Below are 22,198 nucleotides of genomic sequence, written 5' to 3'. Positions count from 1 at the left end.
TGTCTCCTAAAATCCTTATATACTAGGCACGCTCCACGATGACAAAAGCCGACGCAAGGTGCCGCTCATGAGTAATGCTCACATGGATGCTGTAATCTTCCGGTTCTCCTATAGCCAGCCGGTCCCAAGCCGCTCCTGAGAGCTTCGCCCAGGGCTTGCCATAAGCATCCGGGATGATCTGGATATCCTGAAAGCCTAATATACCGCCAATCCCGTATCCAAAAGCTTTGCTTACAGCTTCCTTAGCCGCGAAGCGCCCCGCCGTATACTCAGCAGCCCTCCGGCGTCCTACAGCCAGTTCCCGCTCTTCGGCAGTCAGAATACGGCTTAGAAACCGCTCCCCGTGCAAGCTGTCAGTCAGCGCCTTGATCCGGTCAATCTCAACCACATCATGCCCGATGCCATGAATCAAACGTATACCCTTCCTTCTCTTCCATGTGTATGCTCCCATCCATTGTATCAACTACAGGGCTGTCATGCGAGTCCTTACACCGCCTGTGATATAATGGAACTGATTGACACCTATGAATGCAAATCATACCCAGATAAGGATGTGAGCTTGATGCCCATAGATTTCAATATCCCGCTGGACGAGACCGACATACTCAGGTGTACGCGTTACCCTTCCAAGACTTCTGACCCGCAGAGCTTGATTATTCTGGCCCATGGGTTCAAAGGGTTCAAGGACTTCGCCATGTTCCCCTACGCCGCTGATCAGCTGAGCCGGCATCATGAAGTCATCACTTTCAATTTCTCCCATAACGGGATTGGTGATCATCCGCAGGAATTCACGGAAATGGAGAAGTTCGCGGTTAATACCTACGACCGGGAGCTTCGTGATATGGACGTTCTTATCGCCCATCTTCGGCAAGATTCGAAGCTCGCCTCACTGCCTCTCTTTCTGATCGGGCACAGCCGCGGCGCCGGGGTATGCCTGGTCTATGGCTTCGATCATCCGCGCACTTTAACAGGGGTTCTGTCCTGGAACGGTGTTACGAATCTTGACCTGTTCACAGAGGAGCAGAAGACCGGGATGCGTGAGTATGGCCGAAGCCATGTGATTAACAGCAGAACCGGGCAGCGGATGCCGCTGGACATGGTTATCCTCGAAGACCTTGATCGGCAGCAGGCGAGGTATGATATTCTGGGACGAATTGCTTTTGCCGACTTCGCGGTTGCTCTTGTCCAAGGCACCGAAGATCATCTTCTTGAAGGCTCCCGCCGGCTCGTGCAGGCGAATCCTCATATTCCCTGGATACAGATTCAAGGCGGCAATCATACCTTTAACACGGTCCACCCCTTCCAGGGAGCCAGCCGACAGCTGAAGGATGCCCTCAACGCGAGCGAGCTGTTCATCTCGGATGTGCTCCGCAATCGGCATCATTCTGTGATCAACAAGTAATCTTCTTCATATACTTACCTCACATGATAACAGGGCCGTCCCGATAGGGGCGGCCCTGACTTTATGATTCGCTATGCGCCATGTCCGGTCAGCTTCAGAGAGCCTTAGATCCCCGGAATGGGACTGCGCTTGTGTTCTGTTCTCCGATAATATTTCTCCAGACGCTCACGAGCCTCGGCACTGATCTCCTTGCCCTCAAGATAGTCGCTGTTGTCATCGTAGCTGACACCAAGCTCCTTCTCGTCCGTCTGTCCTTCCCAGAGGCCAGCTGTAGGCGCCTTGTCCAGAATGCTCTGCGGCACGCCAAGCTTGGCTGCAATCTGTCGGATCTGACGCTTGTTAAGTGAGCTGAGTGGTGTGATATCCACCGCACCGTCGCCCCATTTAGTATAGAATCCGGTTATGGCTTCTGAAGCATGGTCAGTACCTACTACCAGCAGATTAAGTTCAAAGGCGATGGCATACTGAACCACCATGCGGGTTCTTGCCTTAACATTCCCTTTCCCCTGATAGCTGATATGCCGGGAAATACCGATATTTTTCAATCCATGCTCGGTCTCAAGCGCAATTTCATTGACGGCTTCCTCAATGTTCGTCTCTACCGTCTTGGTCAACCCGAAGGCCTCGGCCACCTCGTAGCTGTGTGCAATATCTTCTTGAGTTCCGTAAGGCTGATATACACCCAGAGTGATATATTCCCTGCCGAGCTCCTCTGTAAGCTCATCCGTTGCCTGCTTGCAGAGACCCGCCGCTACCGCACTGTCGAGCCCGCCGCTAATGGCTATTAGCAGTCCTGTAGTGCCAGAATTCTTCACATATTCTTTAAGAAAATCAATACGTCTGCGGATCTCCTGATCAACATCAATAGTTGGCTTGACACCCAAACGTTCAATAATTTCCTGCTGCAAACTCATATGATCACCTCTCTATTGGCTTTAACGAGCTGTACCTTCACTATGTACACTAACCCACTTCCACGTAAACCAAACGCCCCGCACAATCGGTTGTCCGATCTGCAGGGCGTATCATCTCAGTATTACCGGCAGAAACGGTCGAATGCGCTGGTCAAATCAGCCGCAATCTCCTCTGCAGAGCGATCTTCGATTTGGTGCCGTTCAATAAAGTGAACGAGCTCCCCATCCTTAAGCAGCGCGATGGAAGGAGAAGACGGCGGATAAGGGGCGAAGTATTCGCGCGCCTTCGCTGTCGCTTCCTTGTCTTGACCCGCGAACACAGTGAACAAGTGGTCTGGTGTAAGGTCGTGCCCTAGCGCCTGGGCTACCCCTGGACGGCATTGCCCGGCAGCACAGCCGCATACCGAGTTAATAACTACTAATGAAGTACCCTTCAAGGCTGGGAAGCTTGCTTCCACCTCTTCCGGCGTACGAAGTTCCTGAATTCCCAGACGAGTCAGTTCATCCCTCATAGGTTGAACCATATCTCTCATATATTGGTCAAAAGACATGGACATGATCCTTCACTCCTTAACTTACTAATCTCTCACAGCTTGTTTTTCAAAGATAAGTTTATTATACAACTCCGGATCAGGAAAGCAAATTCCGCTTGTACCTCACCTGTCATCCGTATGATGCCCTGCATCTTCCTGGAACAGAACAGAAAAGGTCGTGCCGGTGCCTTCTTCGGATTTGACAGAGATTTTGCCATGATGACGCTCAATGATACTTAGACAGAGGGCAAGCCCGAGACCGGTACCCTGTGATTTGGTTGTGAAGAAAGGCTGGAACAGCTTCTCCTGCTTCGCGGGCGGTATCCCAGGACCTGTATCTGTCACCAAAAGCTCCACTCCGCCCGGGGTGCTCCGCGTCTCCAAGGTCAGCTGACCCTTCTCTTCCATCGCCTCCATCGCGTTCCGGGACAGGTTCAGAATAACCTGCTTAATCTCTTTGGTATTGAGCTTCAGACGGGGAAGCTGCTCCGCCAGCTTCAGCTCTATGCTCTGCCCCCGGAGATTCGCATCGGCCCAGAGAAGCGGACTTAATTCCTGAATAATATCGTGCAGATGGCAATCCTCTTTGTTCACACTGCGGGTCTGAGCCAGGGAGAGAAAGTCACTAATAATGCTGTTGGCACGGTCCAGCTCATCCATCACAATGCGGTAGTAGTTATCCAGGGTGGAAGGACTCTTCTCCTTCATCAGCTGCAGGAAGCCTCTGACCACGGCCATGGGATTACGGATTTCGTGGGTAATCCCTGCCGCCATCTGTCCGACAAGAGTGAGGCGGTCCACATTGAAGAGCTCTGTTCTAAGCGCTTCCAGTTCTGTGATGTCCTGAATAATGACCACGGCTCCCACCGTCTCTTCCGTGAGTCCCCGCTTGATGGGCGAGGTGCTAGCAAAGAAAGTCCTGCCGTTGCTCTGTACCAGCTCACTGGTATTCTCTGTGTTCAGAGGCGTCTTATCCACCCGCTGACCTACAATTTCGTAATCGAATTCCTTGATAATCTCCTGGAGGGACTTGCCTACCAGTTCTTCCCTGGTAGCCATAGGATGCGTTGCACAATAGTATGTCAGGAATGTACGGTTGAGGGAGACGATCCTCCCCTCCTGATCCAGCAGTAGGATCGATAATGGAGCCGCATCCATCATCTGCTGAAGCTTCTCAGCTTCACGGAAGTAGCGTCTGGATAACATCGTCACCTGGATTTGCAGCTTGTCCTTGTCCAGGGAGCTCTCGATTACAAACAGGAGCAGGCTGCCAATCAGAACCGCAACGATTATATTCACAATTCCGAATATGATGATCGTAAGGTTCATCCGGTAAGACATGGGCAGGCTTAGGAAGGACATCGAGGTCGATAAATATTGGCCGACAAGAAGAAACAAAGATAGCGTGACATATTTCGCATGCCGTCCACTCCGCTTGAACCGGCCAGCCGCCAGGAATACTAACGGGTACATGCAGAGACCTGTGTGCAGAAGGAAGTCCGGGAGATCAAAGGGAGTCTCCATAACTGCGTAGATAACCAGCTCCACCGCAGCCAGGATCAAGCCGTCACGTCTTCTTCCATACAATATCCCTATGAACAGGGATGGCAAAAAATAATTAAGCGGGATAATCCCGAATAGCTCAGACGAGAACAAGGAGCAGATAAAAATACTGATCAGACAAGACATAAGAAGCATATTGTAGTACGAGGTTCTCTCCAGCCTTTGGTTCTGCGCAGGGTGTGGGTTGCTCCTCTCAAAGACAAGGGGAAATAGAAAGGCTGGCGAACACGCAATGAGTAGTTGAAGTAACACTTCCTTAACGGCAACCACGTTCTTCCTCCTTCGCGGAGCATGTTCTGTTAACGATTAAATCATAGCCGACAATATTTTACAATAACCTATGGACCCCCTTAGGTTTGTCTTTTATAGAGGTTTTTTATAGGTTTTTTATAGGGAACCATGCCCCATTATGTATTGCGGGTGCACTCGTATAGGATATACTTAACAACAACAAGGTTAGTGAAAGGAAGACACCATGAATCGATATGAAGTAATTGTGATCGGAGGCGGCCCCTCGGGACTGATGGCTTCCATTGCCGCGGCGAGACAGGGCGCATCCGTTGTACTCCTGGATAAAGGGGACAAGCTGGGCCGTAAGCTGGGCATTTCGGGCGGGGGACGCTGCAATGTAACCAATGCCAAAGAGATTGATGAGCTGATCCGGTACATTCCGGGCAACGGGCGTTTTCTCTATAGCGCCTTCGCTAATTTCAATAACCGGGACATTATCCAATTCTTCGAGGATCTTGGTATCGCTCTGAAGGAAGAAGACAACGGACGGATGTTCCCGGTATCCGATAAAGCCAAGACGGTAGTCGATGCGCTGGTTGGCAAAGCCTTCTCGCTAGGCGTGAAGCTGCGCACGCTGGAACCGGTTAAGGAGATTCTCTATGGTGCGGAAGGTGTACAGGGCGTACTGCTGGAATCAGGCAAAAAAATATTATCTCCCGCGGTGATCGTGGCCACCGGAGGAAGATCCGTTCCCCACACCGGCTCCACAGGGGACGGCTATCCCTGGGCCAAAGCCGCGGGGCATACCATTACAGAGCTGTACCCTACGGAAGTGCCTATCGTATCCAAGGAGCCGTTCATTGTAAGCCGGGAACTGCAAGGCTTGTCTCTTCGGGACGTGGAGCTGTCCGTTATGAATCCGAAAGGCAAGGCGGTCATCTCCCACCGCGGGGACATGATCTTCACCCATTTCGGACTATCAGGTCCGATTGCGCTTCGCTGCAGCCAGTTCATCAGGCAGGTGAAGAACAAGCATAAGATGCAGGAAGCCCAGCTTCAGATCGACCTGTTCCCGGATCATTCTGCCGGCTCGCTGGAGCAGGAGCTTCGCCGCCTGGCCGCGGCTGAACCGAAGAAGGCGCTCAAGAATGTCCTCAAGGGAACGATCCCCGAGCGGCTTCTGCCGCTTCTCTTCAGCCGTGCCGGGCTTCCTGGCGATACTACGTACGAGCATCTGCCGAAGGAGCCCTGGAGCGCCTTTATTTCTGTACTCAAGGGCTTTCCGGTGAAGGCGACGGGAACCCGGCCTTTTGAGGAAGCCTTTGTAACAGGAGGAGGCGTACACCTGAAGGAGATTGATCCGAAGACGATGGAATCCAAGCTGATGCCCGGTCTGTTCTTCTGCGGCGAGGTTCTCGATATCCACGGCTACACAGGCGGTTATAATATTACAGCCGCCTTCACTACAGGATATACGGCGGGTTACCACGCCGGAGAGAGCACCCGTCATCAGCGTTAGTCCGTCCCGGGACGGGCATATATAAGCAGGCCACCCATGGATGAGTTCCATGGGTGGCCTGTTATCATTGGAGGGCAGCGAAGCCCTCTGTTATGAAGCTCATAGTGTGAGCACCATTCGTAGAGTCTTTAACCTGTGACCGTCAAATTCATCATCGAACTCGGCAGCTGTAACGAACCTCCTCGATTCATAGAATCTTCTTCCGGCCTTATTCTCTCTCTCGACATGGGCATAGACCTCTTTCGCTCCAGCCGAATGGACAATTCCCTCCTGCAGAAGTGCCGAGCCTATTCCTCTACCCTGATATTCAGGCTCCAGATAGATCGCCATAAGCTCCACTACCTTGTCTTCATTTACAGGTGAGAAATTGGCGAATCCAACAATCCGGCCGCGATCTTCAGCAACATACAGGAATGACTGTTCTAGGCGCCGCTTCATCATCTCATCACTGTAAGCTGAATTCAGGAACCGGTCCTGAATCTCAGTGGGAATGATCCCCTGGTAGGCTGTATGCCAGCTTGCTCTGGCCACCACCTGAACCTGTCTGATATCATCCGGACTCATCGGACGCACACGGTATTCCATTTATACCAGCTCCCGTTATTTGATATAGCCAATCTATTATTCAAGGAGGACACTTGTATACTACAAGCTGCAATGTTCCATTATGCTGACCTCCGGTCTGCTGCGCCGACCCCAAATACCTTCCATAATGACGCGCTTACCCACCAGTTCACCCCAAGCCCGACAAGAATAAAGACAGGGACAGCCCACCAGATCTGCAGTATTTTAACGCCAAGACTCAAGCTTAACAGCAGGACACTTGGCAGCATGAGCAATCTCATCGCCGGAGGCGCCAAGCGGCGGGCGGTGGACTCTTCCAAAGGCAGCATGTTCATGAACCGGGAGTTAAGGAAATATTTACGATACCCGCTCATCCAGTAGGACAGCAAGATAATCAGTGACAGGTAGACCAGAACATTTACCGGAAAAGGAGGCAAATAACACGCGGTCATGCCTATAAATGTAAATTGAAAATACAACGGGATGTTCACATAACTGCGATAGAAGGCCTTGACGGCAGACTCGGCAATCCGCTCTGGAGCTTCACGTGAACGAAGCAGATGGTTGGATTTCCGGAATATCCAGGGTCTTGACTTCTGTTCACGAGGCTTATCCACGGCTCCCGAGAGCAGCACGGCAGTCAGCTCGGTCTTCTGCCTCTCGTCCTCACGAACATCAGCCAGAAAGGTTCCTCTTAACCGGAGACGGACGATAGCCAGCACAGCCGCGAGAGCGATGATTCCTATCACAGCGATACATGCCCACAAGGGTGATGTGATTAGCAATGCAGATGGCCACAGATACCCGGCTGCGAGCAGCAAAAACGCTAAATACTTGACCACGTGTCTGCGCCAGCCGGATAACAGCACCTGCACGAGGTGCTCTGCAAGAATTAGCGCCGTTTTGTATGCGGCTGTAATTACGAACAGCAGGATAATTCCGGTCAGGTTAAGTTGGAAGACTTGAAGAAGCACAGGAGTAAGGATAAGCACCAGAACGGCTGCAACTATAATTTGATAGGCAATGCTGAAGAACAAGCCCAGACGCAGGAGGCGGCTCTGCCAGCGTTCATGCTGCTTCAGGAACAGCATATCAGCGGCTTCGCGGTATAGAATGAGCCCCCCGCTTTGACTTATCACCAGCATAAGAATCAATGGGATTACAACAAAAGGAAGCTGAGTCAGCCATTCAGGCGGACTAGCCAGCAGATCGTAATATAATCGCGCCAGCAGCAGAACTCCTGGAATAACGATATACAGGGCAACTGTGATATCTATGACAGAACGAATGACGCCATACTGCTTACGGCAATGATCCATCAACCGGCGCATAAACAGGCGCTCGCTGCTGATCATCGGCATACCCGGATTCCTCCTTCTCGTGTGGATTCAGGCCAGTCAGAACGGGATAGACCTGATATAACAGAGGACAATGCCTCTTCCCGCGGCCGTTAAGTCAATTTGTCGAAACAATCAAATAATGAAGCTCCCGGAAGACCGCTTGCTTCGCGGATATCCTCCAAGGTTCCGCTTGCCGCCACCTGCCCGTTCGAGATCAGAATGAAATCATCACAGATACGCTCCGCAGTATCCAGCACGTGCGTGGACATCAGCACGCCCGCTCCTCTTCGCCGCTCTTCCTCAAGCAGTCCCAGGAAGTCCTTGGTCGCTCTCGGGTCCAGACCGATAAAAGGCTCATCTACAATGTATACCTCCGGCCGGATCAGAAAGCCGATCATCAGCATCATCTTCTGCTGCATTCCTTTGGAGAAGCTTGCCGGCAGATGATCACGGACCTCGCTCATACGGAATTTCTCCAGCAGATATGACGCCTCACGTTCAAATTCCGCCTCCTCCAGTCCATAGACGGCCGCGGCGAGGTCCATGTGCTCCCAGAGCGTCAGCGTATCATAATAGACAGGCTGTTCGGGGACATAGGCATAGCTGCCGGAAGTTCCCCCGAACTTGATATCAGCCTTGGAATGCGGCAGCAGACCAAGGATGGTCTTGATCGTGGTGCTTTTGCCTGCCCCGTTCGGACCAATTAAGCCCGTCAGCCTTCCAGCACGCACATCGATATCTACGCCGTGGATTCTCGGGTTGTCTTTCTCGTATCCGGCTTCCTCAATATGTACTTGAATCACATGCTCCTGGTCGTAAGTCAAGCTGCCCGCTCCTTCCTTATAGGTGGATGTATTCACGATACTATAATCAATTCCCAGCTTATTAAAATAACGTGCATAACCCCTGAAAAGTCGCAAAAAAATCCAAAGAAAAGAAGAGCAGCGCTCCGGTTAGGAGCCTGCTCTTCCCTCTCTGCTTATCTAAGACTGATTCGTAATTCTGTGCAAGGCCTGCGCGCATTCATGCAGGTGGCGGGAATAATCGGCGGCGAGATCCTGTATGACATCTCTTCGCTCATCCACATGATCCCCGGCTCTTTCCACATCCACAAGACTCACCTTAATCTCGCGAGGATCCAGGTAAGTACACTGGAAGTCAAAGGAATAGAACTGATGCCCTGCTGCATTAATATGAATCCGCAGACTCTGAGGATCCTTGGCATCCGCAAGCACCTGGGCGCTGTCTCCCGAATTCAGGAACTCAGGCAGCTGCTGCTGCCAGGCGTTAACCAGCATATTCTGGTCCACATTGAACGGTTCGTTCATCTATCACACCTCCCCTTACCTGTTAAGGTGTGGAGGCATACCCTTTTTTATACTTCATCCCGGCGGTCAAGGCCAGCGCAGCCACTCTCCCACAAGTCTATAGCCGTATAATCAGCCTTAAGCTTGATCCCGGCTCGTCTCCTCTGTACCTGGGGGCTTGTTCCGCAGACCAAGCACGCTCAGCGTACCAAACAGGGCAATCACAGCCATAATGATGAAGAGAAGCTGGAGACCGCCCTCCAGGAAATGACGAAGTGTATTCCACAACTCCTTCGGCAGATCAGCGATCTTCTCTGGGGATAACAGCTTGTTGATATCGTCCTGGGTCACGGCGGTTCCCTGTCTGCGGCTTGCTTCAGCCGCACTGGAAATATGCTGGTTAAGCAATACCCCGAATACAGCAACTCCAATTGTCTGGCCGAGCGACCTCACGAACGAATTCAGCGCGGTGGATGCGCCCCTTAGATTGAAGCCCACAGAAGATTGGGCGATGATTGTAAATACGGTGAACGAGAAGCCAAATCCAAGCCCGTAGAGCGCATTCCATACCATCAGCAGGTATTGCGGAGTCTCGTCCGTAATCCATGCCATGCCGCCCGCGCCAACCAATACGAATAGCAGTCCGATCAACGAGATCAGGCGCGAGCCATGTCTGACGATCAAGCGGCCTCCGATCACCGATCCGATAAGCCAGGCCACGGACATCGGTGCAAGCAGCAGACCCGACTGGGTCGCGCTCTTGCCAAGAACCCCCTGTACCCATAACGGAAAATAGGAGGTGAGTCCGATCAGCAGAGCACTGGTCAGCAGGCTCGCAATATTAGAGAAGGCGATGTCTCTATAGCGGAACAGCTTGAGGGGTACGAGCGGCTCCTCGGCTTTCTTTTCCACAAGGAAGAACAACACCAGAGCGATAACGGCAACCAGAAGAATAACCAGAAGTTCAGGTGAATTCCAGGCAAAATACTGTCCGCCTGCCGCAAGCCCGAACAGCAGGGCGGCTACCCCGATCGTAAAAGTCACGGCGCCGGCATAGTCGATCTTGACCTTTTTTCTCTCTATGTTCTCCTTCAAATATTTGATAATGAAGACAACGGAGAGCAGGCCGAACGGAATATTGAAGCCGAACACCCATCTCCAATTCAAGGAGTCCACCACATACCCGCCGAGCAGAGGTCCAACCAGGGAAGAAATCCCCCATACCGAGCTGACATAGCCCTGCACCTTGGAACGTTCCTCTATGGAATAGATGTCTCCAATGATGGTAAAGGTTACCGGAATCAGCCCGCCGGCTCCGATCCCTTGGATTGCCCGGAAGATGATCAGCTGCTCCATACTTCCAGCAAATCCGCACAGCAGGGATCCACCCAGGAACAGTACCGAGCCGATGATAAATACCAGCTTCCGTCCGAACAGATCACTGATCTTGCCAAAGATCGGCGTTGCCACAGACATCGTTAGCAAATAGGCGGTGAACACCCAGCTGAGCAGCTGGGCCCCGCCAAGGTCACCAACAATTCTCGGTCCCGCGGGCCCGATCACCGTGCCTTCGATAGCTGCAAGAAAGGTTGACAGCAGGAGGCCGGCCAAAATATAGTTTCGCTTCAAAGAGGACTGCACGTGAATATGACCTACCCTTCTATGTTGATTGAAATGATGATTTACACGCTTCTCCAGAATCATTTCACACTGTTGCTCTGGGTAATTCTTTAGTCTTAGCATTGTAGACGATGCTGTGTTAACAATTTGCAAAATGTAATTATAAACCTCTGCCCAAAGGAAGTCCATAAATCCGAACGACAAAAAAGCCGCCCGAAGGGTATCCCTTCGGACAGCTAGCTTATGGATGATCTGCTTATCTCACCCTGATCCAGGGTGAACAGGGTATCCGCCTCATCTTCAAAACGTTCAGGTTCATGGGTGATGATCAGAAGCGCCGCACCTTCCCCCGAGGCTGCCCTGCACAGATTAATCAACAGCTCTGTTCCAGCGTAATCGGTGCCTGCTGTGGGCTCGTCCAGAATATACAGCTTCTTGGGGGACATGAACTGGGCTGCAGCACCCAGCAGGCGCTTCTCTCCCCCGCTTAGCAGATAAGGGGAGGCATCCAGTCTCCCGCTGAGTCCGGCGGCTTCAAGGAGCCGCTCCGCCCGCAGCCTCACTTCTTCGGGAACCGAAGCTCCCGGTTCAAGCGACAGGTCCCGTGCGGGTCCGAACAGTATCTCATCCAATACGTTCGAGGCAACGAATTGGTGCTCCGGCTCCTGGAACAGATAACCGATCTGCTCCGCCAGCTCATAGGTCTTCATGCGTGAGGCTTCCTTGCCTTCCCAGTAAAAGAAGCCCCGGGGCATGGGGAGAAGGTTCATCAGCAGCTGCGACATTGTCGTCTTGCCGGAGCCATTCTCCCCGCAGATCAGCGCCCACTCCCCCGGGCGCAGCGACAGGTTGATGCCGCGGAGCACAGCGGCGGCGCTGCCTGGATAGCGGAACGTGAGGTTCCGCAGCTCAAGCAGCGGCGGCTCGCCTTGGCCCGAAGCGGCAAGCGCGCCGCGCAGGCTTGTGCGGGGCCGCGCCATCGGCCCAGCGCCTCGGGCAGCACTCGGCTGCGCGGCTGGCTGTGCGCCGTCCGGGCCCGCGCCCCGCGGCAGCGCCGCCTGCGCAGCGCCTCGGGCAGCGCCCGGCTGCGCGGCTGGCTGTGCGCCGTCCGGGCCCGCGCCCCGCGGCAGCGCCGCCGGCGCAGCGGCTGGCGCAGCGCTCGGCTGTGCGGCTGGCTGTGCGCCGCCCGGGCCCGCCCCGCGGGGCAGCACGCCGAGCTGCGCCAGGCGATCCCGCCCGGTGCGCACAAGCTCTGCCGCGGGGCCGTCCAAGGCAACGGCCCCGCCTTCAAGCACCACAAGGCGCCCAGCCGCCGCTGCGATTGCATCGACGCGGCTGGACACCGTCAAGAGCGTGCGCCCCTCCGCGTGCAGCGATTGCAGCAGCGCGAGCAGCTGCTCCCGCGAAGCCCTGTCCAGACTGGACGCCGCATCGTCGAAGACGATGACTGGTGTCTGCATGGACAGGACCGCGGCAATGCCCGTCCGCTGCCGCTGACCACCGGACAGCGCATGGACAGAGCTTGTCCGCTGCTCCGTCAGCCGGACGGCGTCCAGGGCTGCGCTTACCCGCCCGGCAATCACGGGTGCGGGAACATACAGATTCTCGGGGCCGAAGGCGACCTCGTCTTCCACCCTTCCCTGCACCAGCTGGGCATCCGGGTCCTGGAAGACAACCCCGATGCGCACGGCAATCTCCGCAATCTCCGCTTCAAGCGGGTCAATTCCTCCGATGCGGACGATGCCCTGCCGTTCTCCACCTCCGGCACGGGGAAGGTATCCATTCAGCAGCTGGCACAGTGCGGACTTGCCGCTTCCGCTCCGCCCTGTTACAGCCACCCACTCACCCGGCTCCACAACCAGGGACAGGTTATTCAGCACAGGCCGGTTCTCCGTCTCGTATGTGTAGGTCACGTTATACAGCTCGATCACCGGAGCTTTCAAGATCTAGGCTTCCTGTCCCCGGCTGATCGCGAAGCGTCTCAGCAGCTGGGTTCTGACAAGAGCTTCTCCCAGAACTTTAGTAAGAAGGCCGCACAGCAGAATCCCACTCAGAATCCTTACCCCAAGCGCAATAAGCAGGACCGGAGTTCCCCACTTGGTATAGCCGAACATGTTCGCTGCGAAGAAGAACCAGATTGGCACCATGGCTCCTCCGGCTATCATTAGAACCGTCAGACTCCACTTGCGGTAGCGGACGACTGCAAATACAAGCTCGGCAATCACCATGTAGCATGCCGCGGCGACGAAGCAGGAAGCTATACCGTAAGCCGTGCCCATGAAAGCTTGTACCACGCCGCCAATCCCGTAGGTAATAACCGCTGTTCCGGGCTTACGGATAATATAATAAGCGAGGAGTCCATAGATCATATATATTCCGGTTATGGATGATGTGGCAATCGGCCCTCCCAACGTATTGAGCGCCTGATTGACGGGTGATATGTATGTCGTCATCACCGCATTGGCTGTGGCCAGCATGGCCATAAGTACAATTTCCATGGTTGAGAATGAAGCAACCATGCTTCTTCTGGAACTTGCCATCTTGATCTCCCTTTCTATTGTCAACTAACAATATTAATTTAGGTTAACAATTATCCTGCGTCAAGTCCTATTTATAATTCTATCGGCCGTCCAGCCCTCTACAGGACCCACATGCAGGCGGTGACTATCACACTTGCCAGCATCATGAGCAGCCCCTTCATCTGAAGCGGCACCTCTCTGAGGAAGGTTCTGCCGGGGTAGGCTCCGAACCCCTTGGACTCCATGGCTCCCGCCGTCTGCTGGATCCGTCTAATCGCAGCAGTGAACATGGCAGCCACATGACTCTTGATCCGCTGTACCCGTCCTCGGACTCCCCGCACTGGGCGGCCACCCCGAATCTCCCGGGCTGCGGCGGCTGCTCTGCCTTCCTGCTCTAGCAGGGGAAGGAATGTCAGCGCAATCGATACCCCGAACGCCAGCCGATACGGAATCTTCAGCTTCTGTACCACCATTATCACGAAGTCTCCGGGATCGGTGGAAGCAATGTAGACCAGCGAAGAAAGGAACAGACAGCACATCCGAAGTGCGGCCGCACCACCATCGTACAGCCCTCCTGTAGTCAGCTCCAGAGGTCCGATCGACCCAAGCACCCTGCCGCCCGGGGCCGCAAGTGTGGTCAACAGGAATAGAGGCAGACTGAATCCGCCGATAAAAGCCATTCTCTGCCTCAGTGCCCCAAGCGTCATCCCAGCTCCGAAGCACGCTGCGCCTGCCAGGAACACAAGCATTAATGCCAGCGGAAGCGGATTCTCCCAGTGCATCGCGAGTGCAGCAAGACAGATCAGAGCAACCAGCTTGCTTAGAGGATCGAACCCCTGAAGAACGAAGCGTCCCTTTAATTTTGTAGTTCTGCCGCTCACTATGTCACGCTCCTCTGCACAAATTCCCTTTTCAAAAGCGCATATAAATACAGATCAATATACCCTTCAGCCTGTTCATTCTGCTGATACTCCCGCAGCAGCCCCTCTTCTTGAAATCCAAGCTTGTTCAGCATCCTTCTTGAGGCGCTGTTCTCCGGCAGCACAAGCGCTTCAATCCGGTTAAGCCCCATCACAGAAAAGCCGAATTCCATAAGGGTGAGCAGAGCCTCCGGCATATAACCTCTGCCCCAGTAATCTACCCCAAGATCGTAGCCGATCTCCCCCCGGTTGGCTCCGGCCAGCTGCCATACATTGAATCCGCAGCTGCCGACCAGAACGCCGGTTTCCTTCAGCTCAATGCCCCACCTCAGGGTATCTTCGCTCTCGGACAAGCCATTAAGCAAGTTAATCATATCCAGCGTATCCTGTACTGTTTCCAGTCTGGACATGTTCAGATACCTGACGACCTCGTCATCCCCCCAATACTTGAAGAGCTGTGCCGCGTCACTATCCTCCAGCCTTCTAAGCCGCAGGCGGCTGCTATGAAGCTCAGGAATGACTCCCCCGCATCTGTACATTCTGTCCACTCCTCCTTGAGCAGTTCTAACCACTTAACCTAGGTAACCATACTTACTCCGTTCTCGTCAAAGTCTTGACAACAATTTTACAGAGACGATATTCCAGCTAACATTTCGGTGATAATATAAGCATTAAGAACCAGGTTTGGAGGAATCTCTCTCATGACATACACCGTTGTGATTATTGTAGTACTCATTATCTTGCTTACCCTGAGCGGTCTCACCCGGTATGGCTTCCGTCAGATTACGCAAATGCGGCCGCAGACGTACGAAGGGCGGTTCAAATTTATGGAGAAGACAGGAGTGTTCTCCCGTGAGAAATTTGAAGCTCTGATCAAAAAGGAAGTTAGCGTTACCTCACGCGATGGCCTGCTGTTAAGGGGACATGTGCTGGAATCCCACCCAGGCTCCCCACGCTGGGCTATCATCGTACATGGATATACGGGGGCCTTAGAGGTATCCTCTCAATTCGCAGGCATGTTCGAGGACAAGGAATTTAACGTTCTGCTTGTGGATCAGCGCCGCCACGGCAGAAGCCAAGGCCGTTATACCACCTACGGCTTCCAAGAGAAATATGATATCGAAGTATGGGTGGGCTGGGTTCGCGAACATTACGGAGAGGATGTCCTGATTGGACTTCATGGTCAGTCTATGGGGGGTGGAACAGTTCTGGAATACTTGAGCATCGCCCATCCGAACGTCCAATTTGTGATTGCCGACTGCCCTTATTCCGATCTGACCGAGTTAATCCGTTATCAACTGACGGTTCTGAACAAGCTGCCCGCGTTTCCTCTCATGTCTCTCATTGATAAGCGCCTTGAACGCAAGGCGGGGTTCCGACTTGACCAGGTCAGCCCTATCCGGGCGGTTCGGCAGAGTCTCTTGCCCGTGTTGTTCATTCATGGCTCGGCGGATACTTATGTACCTACCCGTATGAGCAGGGATATGTATGATGCCAAGTCTGGAATCAGGGATCTGCTAATCATTGACGGGGCCAAGCATGCCAAAGCCTACGGAGTGGACCCCGAAGGCTACACCAGGAAGGTGCACGCTTTCATAGATGGAGTTCTTGAAGGCTCTACTTCAAGGATAGACGCGGGTCAGCCCACCCAGTCCGGCATCTCTATTACTTCTGCGCCGCAGCACTAAGAATACCCGAACGCCTTAAAGCCGCCTTATGCTTGTCAGATTCAAGCTAAGGCGGCTTATGTTATTTTACACAGGCAATTAGCCATAATCTACTCCACTGCATAACCGCTGACCATTTGGTGTTGTGCCATAACGATATATTTGTCCAGCCGCTGGCTGAGCTCCAGAACATGGGGATTGGTGAAATCCTGTTCTCCAGCCATAGCCGCCAGTTCGTATCTAAGACTCTCTATAATCGTAAGAAGTTCTTCATTTACTCTGCTGCCTTTATTAGGTCGTTCATGCGGTTGATAAGCCTTGGATGCCATATTCTCACCTTCTCTCCTATCATTACCAGCTTATCATACCCCATGATGCCAAAAAAACATATTTTTCAAAAACAAAAAATCAGGATTTATGTCGGAATTATCCAGCTGCGAACGACCTGCATATCAAGCACTATATATCTGTATCTATCGGTTGCACCTGATAATTCTACAGTCATTCCATCCGGCTTAATGTCTATGAAATTAAAAAAGCACTCTCTCGAGTGCTCTTCGGGTATGATTCCCTAGCCGCCAACGCCATGGTTGAGCAAAGGTTGAATACCGCCGTGAGAAGCTGGTGCTGCAGCAGCAACGCCACTAAAGATTCCTACAGCCAAGACCAGAGACAAGATTACCTTCTTCATTCTGCTCACCTCCTGATTCAGGACTTTATTTCATTCTCTTATGCCGAAATAGATCTGTGAGTAGTACAGGGTTATACTAATTTGGATAATATTCCCTATAAGTCTATAATACTAGGTAACTTCTATTTTTGTAAAGATTTTTCAGCGAAATTGATTACTATGCGAAATGATAGCGGCGGCCCACGGTAGGATAACCTTTCTCCTTGCTTCTGATCTCCTCCATCAAAAGCTGGTATTCCCTCTTCTGCTGTTCCGATGCATGAGCCCTGTAAGCCTCAAATAAGGTCACACTCTGAATGACATCTCTATCATTGTTCTGCAGGTAAGCCAGCTTCAGGGCAACCAGGATGTGGGCTATTCCCTCTATATATTGATTCTTCCTGAAATGGTAGATCGAGAGCTGGTAGCGGTAGGAATAATGCCTGTCCACTTCAATGGGGTTCTGATTGTTAAGCTTCTGGATCACCTGGGAGCACTGTTCAATAACAGGGTCGGCATAGAAACCGTATTTATTCGCCGATTCAACAATGGTCAGCAGACCAGGAAGAATCTCTTCAGGGTGATCCTGCAGAAATTGACAGTAATCCGGCAAAATATCAATGTTCCCAGTGAGCATCTCCAGCGTATAGGCATTCGCCCGGGCCCAGACCTTGAATTTCTTGACTTCCATCCAGCCTATTTCGTTCAAATTCTCGAACCAGCTTAAGTCTGCATAGCCGGTGACGTACTTCTTCGCTTTATCATACAGATCCTGCTTCTGGAGAGCGACCGTCTTCAGGAGATAGCCCTGACCATAATAGACCACCAGGTGCCGTTCTGTATCCAGCACTTCACAAGACTTCTCCCGTACTTTCCGTCTCAATTGTTCCCGGTATACGGCCTGGGCCAATGCTCTCAGCTCATCAGAGTACTTCTCTACTTCCTTCCACTTATGCAGTGTAAAGCAGACATTAGCAAGCTTCAGAAGGGCATCAAGCTGGTGATTCTCCGGAAGCCGCTTGCGAAAAGGCTCGAACCGGATCACGGCCTTCCAGTTCTCCTCCGCATCCGGTCCCTGCTTTCCCATGAACAACCGGTACTGACTTATGGCGAGACGCTCGGAATGGCTGTCCTTCTCCATCTCCGCCACAGCTTCATGGAACAAGGCCGATTCCGCTATTCGGCCCTTCTGATATAGCTTCTCGCCTATATCGAACAGAATCCCAATCGGTTTGGGTGTCTCCAGCAATCTTACAATTGCCGCCTTCAGACATTCCTCCTTGTTCAGCTCGGCACATCGAATCAAATAAGGCTCCAGCCGTCTTCGCGAAACCTTCGTTCCGGCAAAACACTCATCCAGATATAAATGGTAGAACCACCCTTCCGGGTATCCCAGCGTCTCTGTAATAATGTCTAATTGTCTTATAGCTATAGGCTTTGGGGGAGTTCCGTGCAGAATTGCGCTAAGACTGCCCCTGTTCATTCCGGAAAGGTGTCCGAATGTGGTGAGTGTATAACCGGAGCTCGAAAGGTGATCCTCAATTTCCGAACGAATTGAGCTCATAGACTCCATTCAGCACCTCCTAATCTATCTATAATAATACCAAAATTGCATATTTTTAACAAATGGTTAATTAAAAAAATAATAGGCCACCCTATTAGTTATTCACCGGATTAGATGGAAAATCCTTCTGAAATAAGTAATAGAGCCGCCTTTTTTTCGCTATGTTATATATCAGCTAAACCTTGATTATCTTGTCTGTTCCGCCTCCGGCTGAAGAACCTCGCTGCAGAGTCCATGAAGCACGGCTCTGATCTCTTTCAGCTCTTCAATCCCCGCACCGGTAATTGAATATTGATCATCGTGGGGCGTGAGGAAATTGTCCTCGGTCAGCCTCTCGAGCTCCTGCTTCACTTCACGCTCGGCAACCTTGTAGCCATGCTTCTCAAGCAGCAGCAGCATGTCCCCCATATTAATATCTTCCATTCCAGCTTTGTGGAGCATGTGAATTCGGATAAACAAATTTTGCACATCTGCGCGCATACATAACTCTCCTTCCGGTGTGAGATGCTCAGACTGTACTTACCCCGAGCAGCTACCTAGGAAACACTCAGCGGCCTTCAAGCCTTACCGGGCCTTGATTTCTAGGGAATGACCTGTTGACATCCGGCTCAAAAAGGGCTCTAATTAAAACGTTGATTCACCAAAAGGGGGAACACCTATGTTTCATGCAGATCATTATACTGGCACCCGCCATGATCAATACGAGACTGTTCTTGGTCAGCTGAGAGGACTCGTTCACGGTGAGCCCAGCCTGATCGCTAATCTGGCTAATGCCTCAGCTCTCCTTGGCCAATTTCTTAAAGATGTGAATTGGGTTGGCTTCTACCTGTTCGACGGTACAGAGCTGGTGCTTGGCCCGTTCCAGGGGCTTCCGGCCTGCATCCGCATTCCGCTTGGCCGCGGAGTATGCGGGACTTCCGCCGGGGAGCGTAGAACGCTCGTTGTTGAGGATGTCCATGCCTTCCCGGGTCATATTGCCTGTGATGCGGCTTCCAACAGCGAGATTGTCATTCCGGTCATCAAGAACGGCCAGCTGATTGGCGTGCTGGATATTGACAGCCCGCTGAAGGGAAGATTTGATGAACTGGACAAGGAGTATCTGGAGAAGTTCGTTCAGATTCTTACCGAAGAGCTGGCAGTCTAGACATGCGGTTACAAAAAGGGACATCAGCCTCATTCCGCCTTGGAATGAATTGATGTCCCTTTTGCCGCTAATGCCGCTGATTATGCTGATCCGCTTATTAGCCTCTGGTTATGATTCACATACTTGACGCGGATCAGCTGTCTATCAAAGCAAGCTCTATACGTCTACCTGTCTTGGTCAGGCTGATGGATGATGGTCATTCCTTCCACATGCCGTTTCCTCATTACTTTCTTCTTCTTCCGGTTCTCTTTCGTCTCAAAGACAATATCGAAGTCATAATCATCTGGGTACAGCTCCTCCTTGGAGATGTACGGCTTCAAGCGCTTATGGTTAACCCGCATCTTCTGCTTCTGAACCATAACACCGACCATCCCCTGCCGATCCTGAGCCTCGTACACAATACCTACCTTTCCAAGAGAGGTGACTTTAACGGCATCCCCAATTTCAAAAGCTCTCCGGGGCGCAGCTGGCTGCTCCACCGGGTCTGCCGATGCTTCACGCTCTTCCTGAGCACCAGGAAGTTGGGCTTGATCACTGTGGTCTTTTTCTAGTCGTGTATTTATGGCTTCCTCTCGCTCAGTTCCCGCTTCTGTTCGCTCAGATACTTCTTCTGCCCGCCAAGTCCTTGATTCTGCCCGTCCGGTTATAGCTTCTGCCCGCTCAGTCCCTGCCTTCGTTCGTCCTGTTGCGGCTTCTGTTCCTCCAGCCCTCGCATCTGTTCGTCCAACCCCATCTTCTATCCGCCCTGTACCTGTCTCCGAGACATTCCGAGCCGGCTGCTCCCTGGAGCCGACCTGCTCCTCGCTTCCCACGTCACTTATAACAGGGTCTCGCCACTCTTCCGGCCCTTCCCGGTCATCCGGATATCGTTCCCCTTCTGCCCGGACGGGCTGCTTGTAAAGCAGCGCCCTCGATCTGTCAAGCACAGCAGCAGGGATACCCAGCTTATCGGCAATCTCTATCGCATAGCTCTGTCCGGCCTGACCAATGGTCAGACGGTACAGCGGACGCAGGGATACCGGATCGAACTCCATCCGGGCATTCTCGAAGCCCGGTGTTCTCGCCGCCAGAACTTTTAGCTCATTGAAATGAGTAGTCACAAGTACCGAAGCCCCTTGCCCGCTCAGTTCCTCCAGAATGGCCGTGGATAACGCAATCCCCTCTCCAGGATCCGTCCCGGCAGCCAGCTCATCGATTAATAGCAGTGTCCGTGAATCTGCCGCGGCAAGCATGCCCACCAAGCTGGTAATCTGGGCGGAGAAGGTGCTTAGGGATTGTTCAATACTTTGTCCGTCCCCGATCACGGCCATGACTCTCGAATAGACGCCGAACCTGCTTCCGGGCAGCACTGGAACCAGCAGACCCGACTGCACCATGAGGGTTAGTAATCCCAGGGTCTTGAGTACAACGGTCTTGCCTCCGGTATTCGGCCCTGTGATAATCAGGGTTCTGAAGCTCTTCCCTATCTCGATATCCAGTGGAACCATGTTCTGGAGCAGCTTCGGATGCCTGGCGCCAAGCAGCCGGGTCTGGCCTTCTTCACTAAGCTCCACCGCCTGGCCCCCTATGGCGACCGCATGCCGGGCTTTGGCGAAGATAAAATCATAAGTTCCGGTAATCTTGATATTTATCCGGATTTCTTCGGTCCCCTGCTCCACCATGTCGGACAGCATGCTGAGAACCTTGGCCTCTTCCCTGCTCTCATCCCCCTGCAACAGCTCAAGCTCAGCTTGAAGCCCCGATATCTCGTAAGGCTCCACAAATACCGTCTGCCCGCTCGTTGAATAATCCAGTACGCTCCCTTTGACCTGGCGGTAATATTCCTTCTTCAGCGGAATGACATAGCGCCCATTCCTGACACTGACCAGACTCTCCTGCAGGATCGTCTGATATCTGGACATGATACCTTGAATCTTCTTCTGGATACGTTCTCTCACTGAATTCATGCGCTGTCTCGCCTTCGCCAGCTCGCGGCTGGCCTCATCGGTTACTCTTCCATGACGAATGCACCTGAGAATCTCTTTCTGCACATCCGGAAGCTCCCGCAGCGAAGCCGAATAGGAGCTTATCTCCGGAGCCAGCTCCCGCTTGCCGTCCATATACTTCCGCAGCTGGGTGCAGCTGTGCAGGAAGGTGTAGACAGCCATGAGGTCCTCTTCCCCGAACAGGTATCCTGTTCCGAGCAGGGACACGACCTGCTCAATTCCATCAAGGGACGGCAGCGGGATACTGGAGCCTTTTTCGAGTATGAGCCTCGCCTCCAGCGTCTCCTGCATGGACCTTCGGATCACATGAATCAGATTCGTCGGCTCAAGGCTGCTGACCATCTCCCTGCCTGCATAAGAGACGGCATAAGTCATGATATCCTGCTTGATCTGGTCGTACTCCAGTGTGTTTAGCGTATAATGCTGCATTTGTGTAACCTCCTGAAATTTATAATTAGATAACACAAAGAGGGCAAAGAATGCTTAACGTCATTCTTTGCCCTCTAAATAGGGAGTGCACTGTAGATATACCGGTCTCTAACCGCCTTCCCCAGGAAAGCAGCTTAGCATCCAGCCTCTTCAGTCCACCCCATATACAGCTGTCCCAATCCCCTCCGTAACACAAAAAAACCGTGCTGAAAAACAGCACGGTGTAGTGTACATTGGAAATAAAACAGCAGGTAAGGCGCCGTTTGATGTACCGCGTGTTCTTAACTAAATCTCAGACCGCAGAAGG

The 22,198-nt window shown here is 52.5% G+C and carries 21 protein-coding genes; 4 read left to right on the top strand and 17 right to left on the bottom strand.

All coding sequences use genetic code 11. The annotated features are described in order from the left end of the window. Positions 1-22 precede the first annotated feature (22 nt). Complete coding sequence (acpS, locus tag LDO05_RS03065; protein ID WP_251377451.1) at positions 23-412, bottom strand: holo-ACP synthase; 390 nt, start codon at positions 410-412, stop codon at positions 23-25. 150 nt (positions 413-562) lie between these two features. Between acpS and LDO05_RS03060 the strand changes: the two genes are divergently transcribed. Continuing rightward, positions 563-1,402: an alpha/beta fold hydrolase gene (locus tag LDO05_RS03060; protein ID WP_251377450.1), complete on the top strand. Its 840-nt coding sequence runs from the start codon at positions 563-565 to the stop codon at positions 1,400-1,402. 104 nt (positions 1,403-1,506) lie between these two features. Here LDO05_RS03060 and nadE read toward each other — a convergent pair whose 3' ends face one another. The 3 genes from nadE to LDO05_RS03045 form a co-directional block, all read right to left on the bottom strand. Next, positions 1,507-2,316: an ammonia-dependent NAD(+) synthetase gene (gene nadE / locus LDO05_RS03055; RefSeq protein WP_251377449.1), complete on the bottom strand. Its 810-nt coding sequence runs from the start codon at positions 2,314-2,316 to the stop codon at positions 1,507-1,509. A 122-nt stretch (positions 2,317-2,438) separates the two neighbouring features. After that, positions 2,439-2,873, bottom strand: a complete 435-nt coding sequence (locus tag LDO05_RS03050; protein WP_251377448.1) for a BrxA/BrxB family bacilliredoxin — start codon at positions 2,871-2,873, stop codon at positions 2,439-2,441. A 99-nt stretch (positions 2,874-2,972) separates the two neighbouring features. Next, on the bottom strand, positions 2,973-4,547 hold the full coding sequence (locus LDO05_RS03045; RefSeq protein ID WP_251377447.1) for a two-component system sensor histidine kinase NtrB: 1,575 nt from the start codon (positions 4,545-4,547) through the stop codon (positions 2,973-2,975). Positions 4,548-4,887: 340 nt separating this feature from the next. Here LDO05_RS03045 and LDO05_RS03040 point away from each other — a divergent pair, with 340 nt between their 5' ends. Beyond that, positions 4,888-6,162, top strand: a complete 1,275-nt coding sequence (locus tag LDO05_RS03040) for a BaiN/RdsA family NAD(P)/FAD-dependent oxidoreductase (protein WP_251377446.1) — start codon at positions 4,888-4,890, stop codon at positions 6,160-6,162. Positions 6,163-6,261: 99 nt separating this feature from the next. Here LDO05_RS03040 and LDO05_RS03035 read toward each other — a convergent pair whose 3' ends face one another. The 9 genes from LDO05_RS03035 to LDO05_RS02995 all read right to left on the bottom strand — a co-directional run bounded on the left by LDO05_RS03035 (position 6,262) and on the right by LDO05_RS02995 (position 14,971). After that, positions 6,262-6,747: a GNAT family N-acetyltransferase gene (locus LDO05_RS03035; RefSeq protein WP_251377445.1), complete on the bottom strand. Its 486-nt coding sequence runs from the start codon at positions 6,745-6,747 to the stop codon at positions 6,262-6,264. Between the two features lie 80 nt (positions 6,748-6,827). Then, positions 6,828-8,087 (bottom strand): ABC transporter permease, encoded by a 1,260-nt coding sequence (locus LDO05_RS03030; protein ID WP_251377444.1) that lies wholly within the window; start codon positions 8,085-8,087, stop codon positions 6,828-6,830. A gap of 89 nt (positions 8,088-8,176) precedes the next feature. Continuing rightward, on the bottom strand, positions 8,177-8,890 hold the full coding sequence (locus LDO05_RS03025; protein WP_251378594.1) for an ABC transporter ATP-binding protein: 714 nt from the start codon (positions 8,888-8,890) through the stop codon (positions 8,177-8,179). Positions 8,891-9,049: 159 nt separating this feature from the next. Next, positions 9,050-9,394: a hypothetical protein gene (locus tag LDO05_RS03020; RefSeq protein ID WP_251377443.1), complete on the bottom strand. Its 345-nt coding sequence runs from the start codon at positions 9,392-9,394 to the stop codon at positions 9,050-9,052. A 117-nt stretch (positions 9,395-9,511) separates the two neighbouring features. Further along, positions 9,512-11,002 (bottom strand): MDR family MFS transporter, encoded by a 1,491-nt coding sequence (locus tag LDO05_RS03015; RefSeq protein WP_251377442.1) that lies wholly within the window; start codon positions 11,000-11,002, stop codon positions 9,512-9,514. A gap of 227 nt (positions 11,003-11,229) precedes the next feature. Beyond that, a complete protein-coding gene (locus LDO05_RS03010; RefSeq protein ID WP_251377441.1) occupies positions 11,230-12,936 on the bottom strand; it encodes an ABC transporter ATP-binding protein in 1,707 nt (568 codons plus the stop codon). A gap of 3 nt (positions 12,937-12,939) precedes the next feature. After that, positions 12,940-13,533, bottom strand: a complete 594-nt coding sequence (locus LDO05_RS03005; protein ID WP_251377440.1) for an ECF transporter S component — start codon at positions 13,531-13,533, stop codon at positions 12,940-12,942. Positions 13,534-13,631: 98 nt separating this feature from the next. Further along, entirely contained in the window at positions 13,632-14,393 is a 762-nt protein-coding gene (locus LDO05_RS03000; protein WP_251377439.1) for an energy-coupling factor transporter transmembrane component T family protein, read from the bottom strand. After that, entirely contained in the window at positions 14,393-14,971 is a 579-nt protein-coding gene (locus LDO05_RS02995; RefSeq protein ID WP_251377438.1) for a GNAT family N-acetyltransferase, read from the bottom strand. Before LDO05_RS02995 ends, LDO05_RS03000 begins: the two co-directional genes overlap by 1 nt. Positions 14,972-15,133: 162 nt before the next feature. Here LDO05_RS02995 and LDO05_RS02990 point away from each other — a divergent pair, with 162 nt between their 5' ends. Then, a complete protein-coding gene (locus LDO05_RS02990; RefSeq protein WP_251377437.1) occupies positions 15,134-16,120 on the top strand; it encodes an alpha/beta hydrolase in 987 nt (328 codons plus the stop codon). 89 nt (positions 16,121-16,209) lie between these two features. Here the strand turns inward: LDO05_RS02990 and LDO05_RS02985 are convergent, their stop codons facing one another. The 3 genes from LDO05_RS02985 to LDO05_RS02975 all read right to left on the bottom strand — a co-directional run bounded on the left by LDO05_RS02985 (position 16,210) and on the right by LDO05_RS02975 (position 18,813). Further along, on the bottom strand, positions 16,210-16,428 hold the full coding sequence (locus LDO05_RS02985) for an aspartyl-phosphate phosphatase Spo0E family protein (protein WP_251377436.1): 219 nt from the start codon (positions 16,426-16,428) through the stop codon (positions 16,210-16,212). Between the two features lie 519 nt (positions 16,429-16,947). Then, entirely contained in the window at positions 16,948-18,342 is a 1,395-nt protein-coding gene (locus LDO05_RS02980) for a DNA-binding protein (RefSeq protein WP_251377435.1), read from the bottom strand. Positions 18,343-18,519: 177 nt separating this feature from the next. Beyond that, positions 18,520-18,813, bottom strand: coding sequence for a hypothetical protein (locus tag LDO05_RS02975; RefSeq protein WP_251377434.1), 294 nt, complete (start codon positions 18,811-18,813; stop codon positions 18,520-18,522). Between the two features lie 178 nt (positions 18,814-18,991). Between LDO05_RS02975 and LDO05_RS02970 the strand changes: the two genes are divergently transcribed. Then, complete coding sequence (locus LDO05_RS02970) at positions 18,992-19,477, top strand: GAF domain-containing protein (protein WP_251377433.1); 486 nt, start codon at positions 18,992-18,994, stop codon at positions 19,475-19,477. 164 nt (positions 19,478-19,641) lie between these two features. On the opposite strand, the gene LDO05_RS02965 is transcribed toward LDO05_RS02970, so the two are convergent. Continuing rightward, positions 19,642-21,891, bottom strand: coding sequence for an endonuclease MutS2 (locus tag LDO05_RS02965; protein ID WP_251377432.1), 2,250 nt, complete (start codon positions 21,889-21,891; stop codon positions 19,642-19,644). Positions 21,892-22,198: the final 307 nt, after the last annotated feature.

The organism is Paenibacillus sp. YPG26, from assembly GCF_023704175.1.
In the GTDB taxonomy this organism is placed as follows: domain Bacteria; phylum Bacillota; class Bacilli; order Paenibacillales; family Paenibacillaceae; genus Fontibacillus.
Note: the sequence above shows the minus strand (reverse complement) of the source record. Positions and strands in the feature narration are given on the sequence as shown.

Bases quoted from the DNA above. Each gene is read 5' to 3' on its own strand.
- LDO05_RS03030 (WP_251377444.1), bottom strand. From the start codon at position 8,087: ATGCCGATGATCAGCAGCGAGCGCCTGTTTATGCGCCGGTTGATGGAT.
- LDO05_RS03040 (WP_251377446.1), top strand. From the start codon at position 4,888: ATGAATCGATATGAAGTAATTGTGATCGGAGGCGGCCCCTCGGGACTG.
- LDO05_RS03050 (WP_251377448.1), bottom strand. From the start codon at position 2,873: ATGTCCATGTCTTTTGACCAATATATGAGAGATATGGTTCAACCTATG.
- LDO05_RS03035 (WP_251377445.1), bottom strand. From the start codon at position 6,747: ATGGAATACCGTGTGCGTCCGATGAGTCCGGATGATATCAGACAGGTT.
- nadE (WP_251377449.1), bottom strand. From the start codon at position 2,316: ATGAGTTTGCAGCAGGAAATTATTGAACGTTTGGGTGTCAAGCCAACT.
- LDO05_RS02990 (WP_251377437.1), top strand. From the start codon at position 15,134: ATGACATACACCGTTGTGATTATTGTAGTACTCATTATCTTGCTTACC.
- LDO05_RS02970 (WP_251377433.1), top strand. From the start codon at position 18,992: ATGTTTCATGCAGATCATTATACTGGCACCCGCCATGATCAATACGAG.
- LDO05_RS02985 (WP_251377436.1), bottom strand. From the start codon at position 16,428: ATGGCATCCAAGGCTTATCAACCGCATGAACGACCTAATAAAGGCAGC.
- LDO05_RS02975 (WP_251377434.1), bottom strand. From the start codon at position 18,813: ATGCGCGCAGATGTGCAAAATTTGTTTATCCGAATTCACATGCTCCAC.
- LDO05_RS03020 (WP_251377443.1), bottom strand. From the start codon at position 9,394: ATGAACGAACCGTTCAATGTGGACCAGAATATGCTGGTTAACGCCTGG.
- LDO05_RS02965 (WP_251377432.1), bottom strand. From the start codon at position 21,891: ATGCAGCATTATACGCTAAACACACTGGAGTACGACCAGATCAAGCAG.
- LDO05_RS03005 (WP_251377440.1), bottom strand. From the start codon at position 13,533: ATGGCAAGTTCCAGAAGAAGCATGGTTGCTTCATTCTCAACCATGGAA.
- LDO05_RS02995 (WP_251377438.1), bottom strand. From the start codon at position 14,971: ATGTACAGATGCGGGGGAGTCATTCCTGAGCTTCATAGCAGCCGCCTG.
- LDO05_RS02980 (WP_251377435.1), bottom strand. From the start codon at position 18,342: ATGGAGTCTATGAGCTCAATTCGTTCGGAAATTGAGGATCACCTTTCG.
- LDO05_RS03060 (WP_251377450.1), top strand. From the start codon at position 563: ATGCCCATAGATTTCAATATCCCGCTGGACGAGACCGACATACTCAGG.
- LDO05_RS03045 (WP_251377447.1), bottom strand. From the start codon at position 4,547: ATGCTTCTTATGTCTTGTCTGATCAGTATTTTTATCTGCTCCTTGTTC.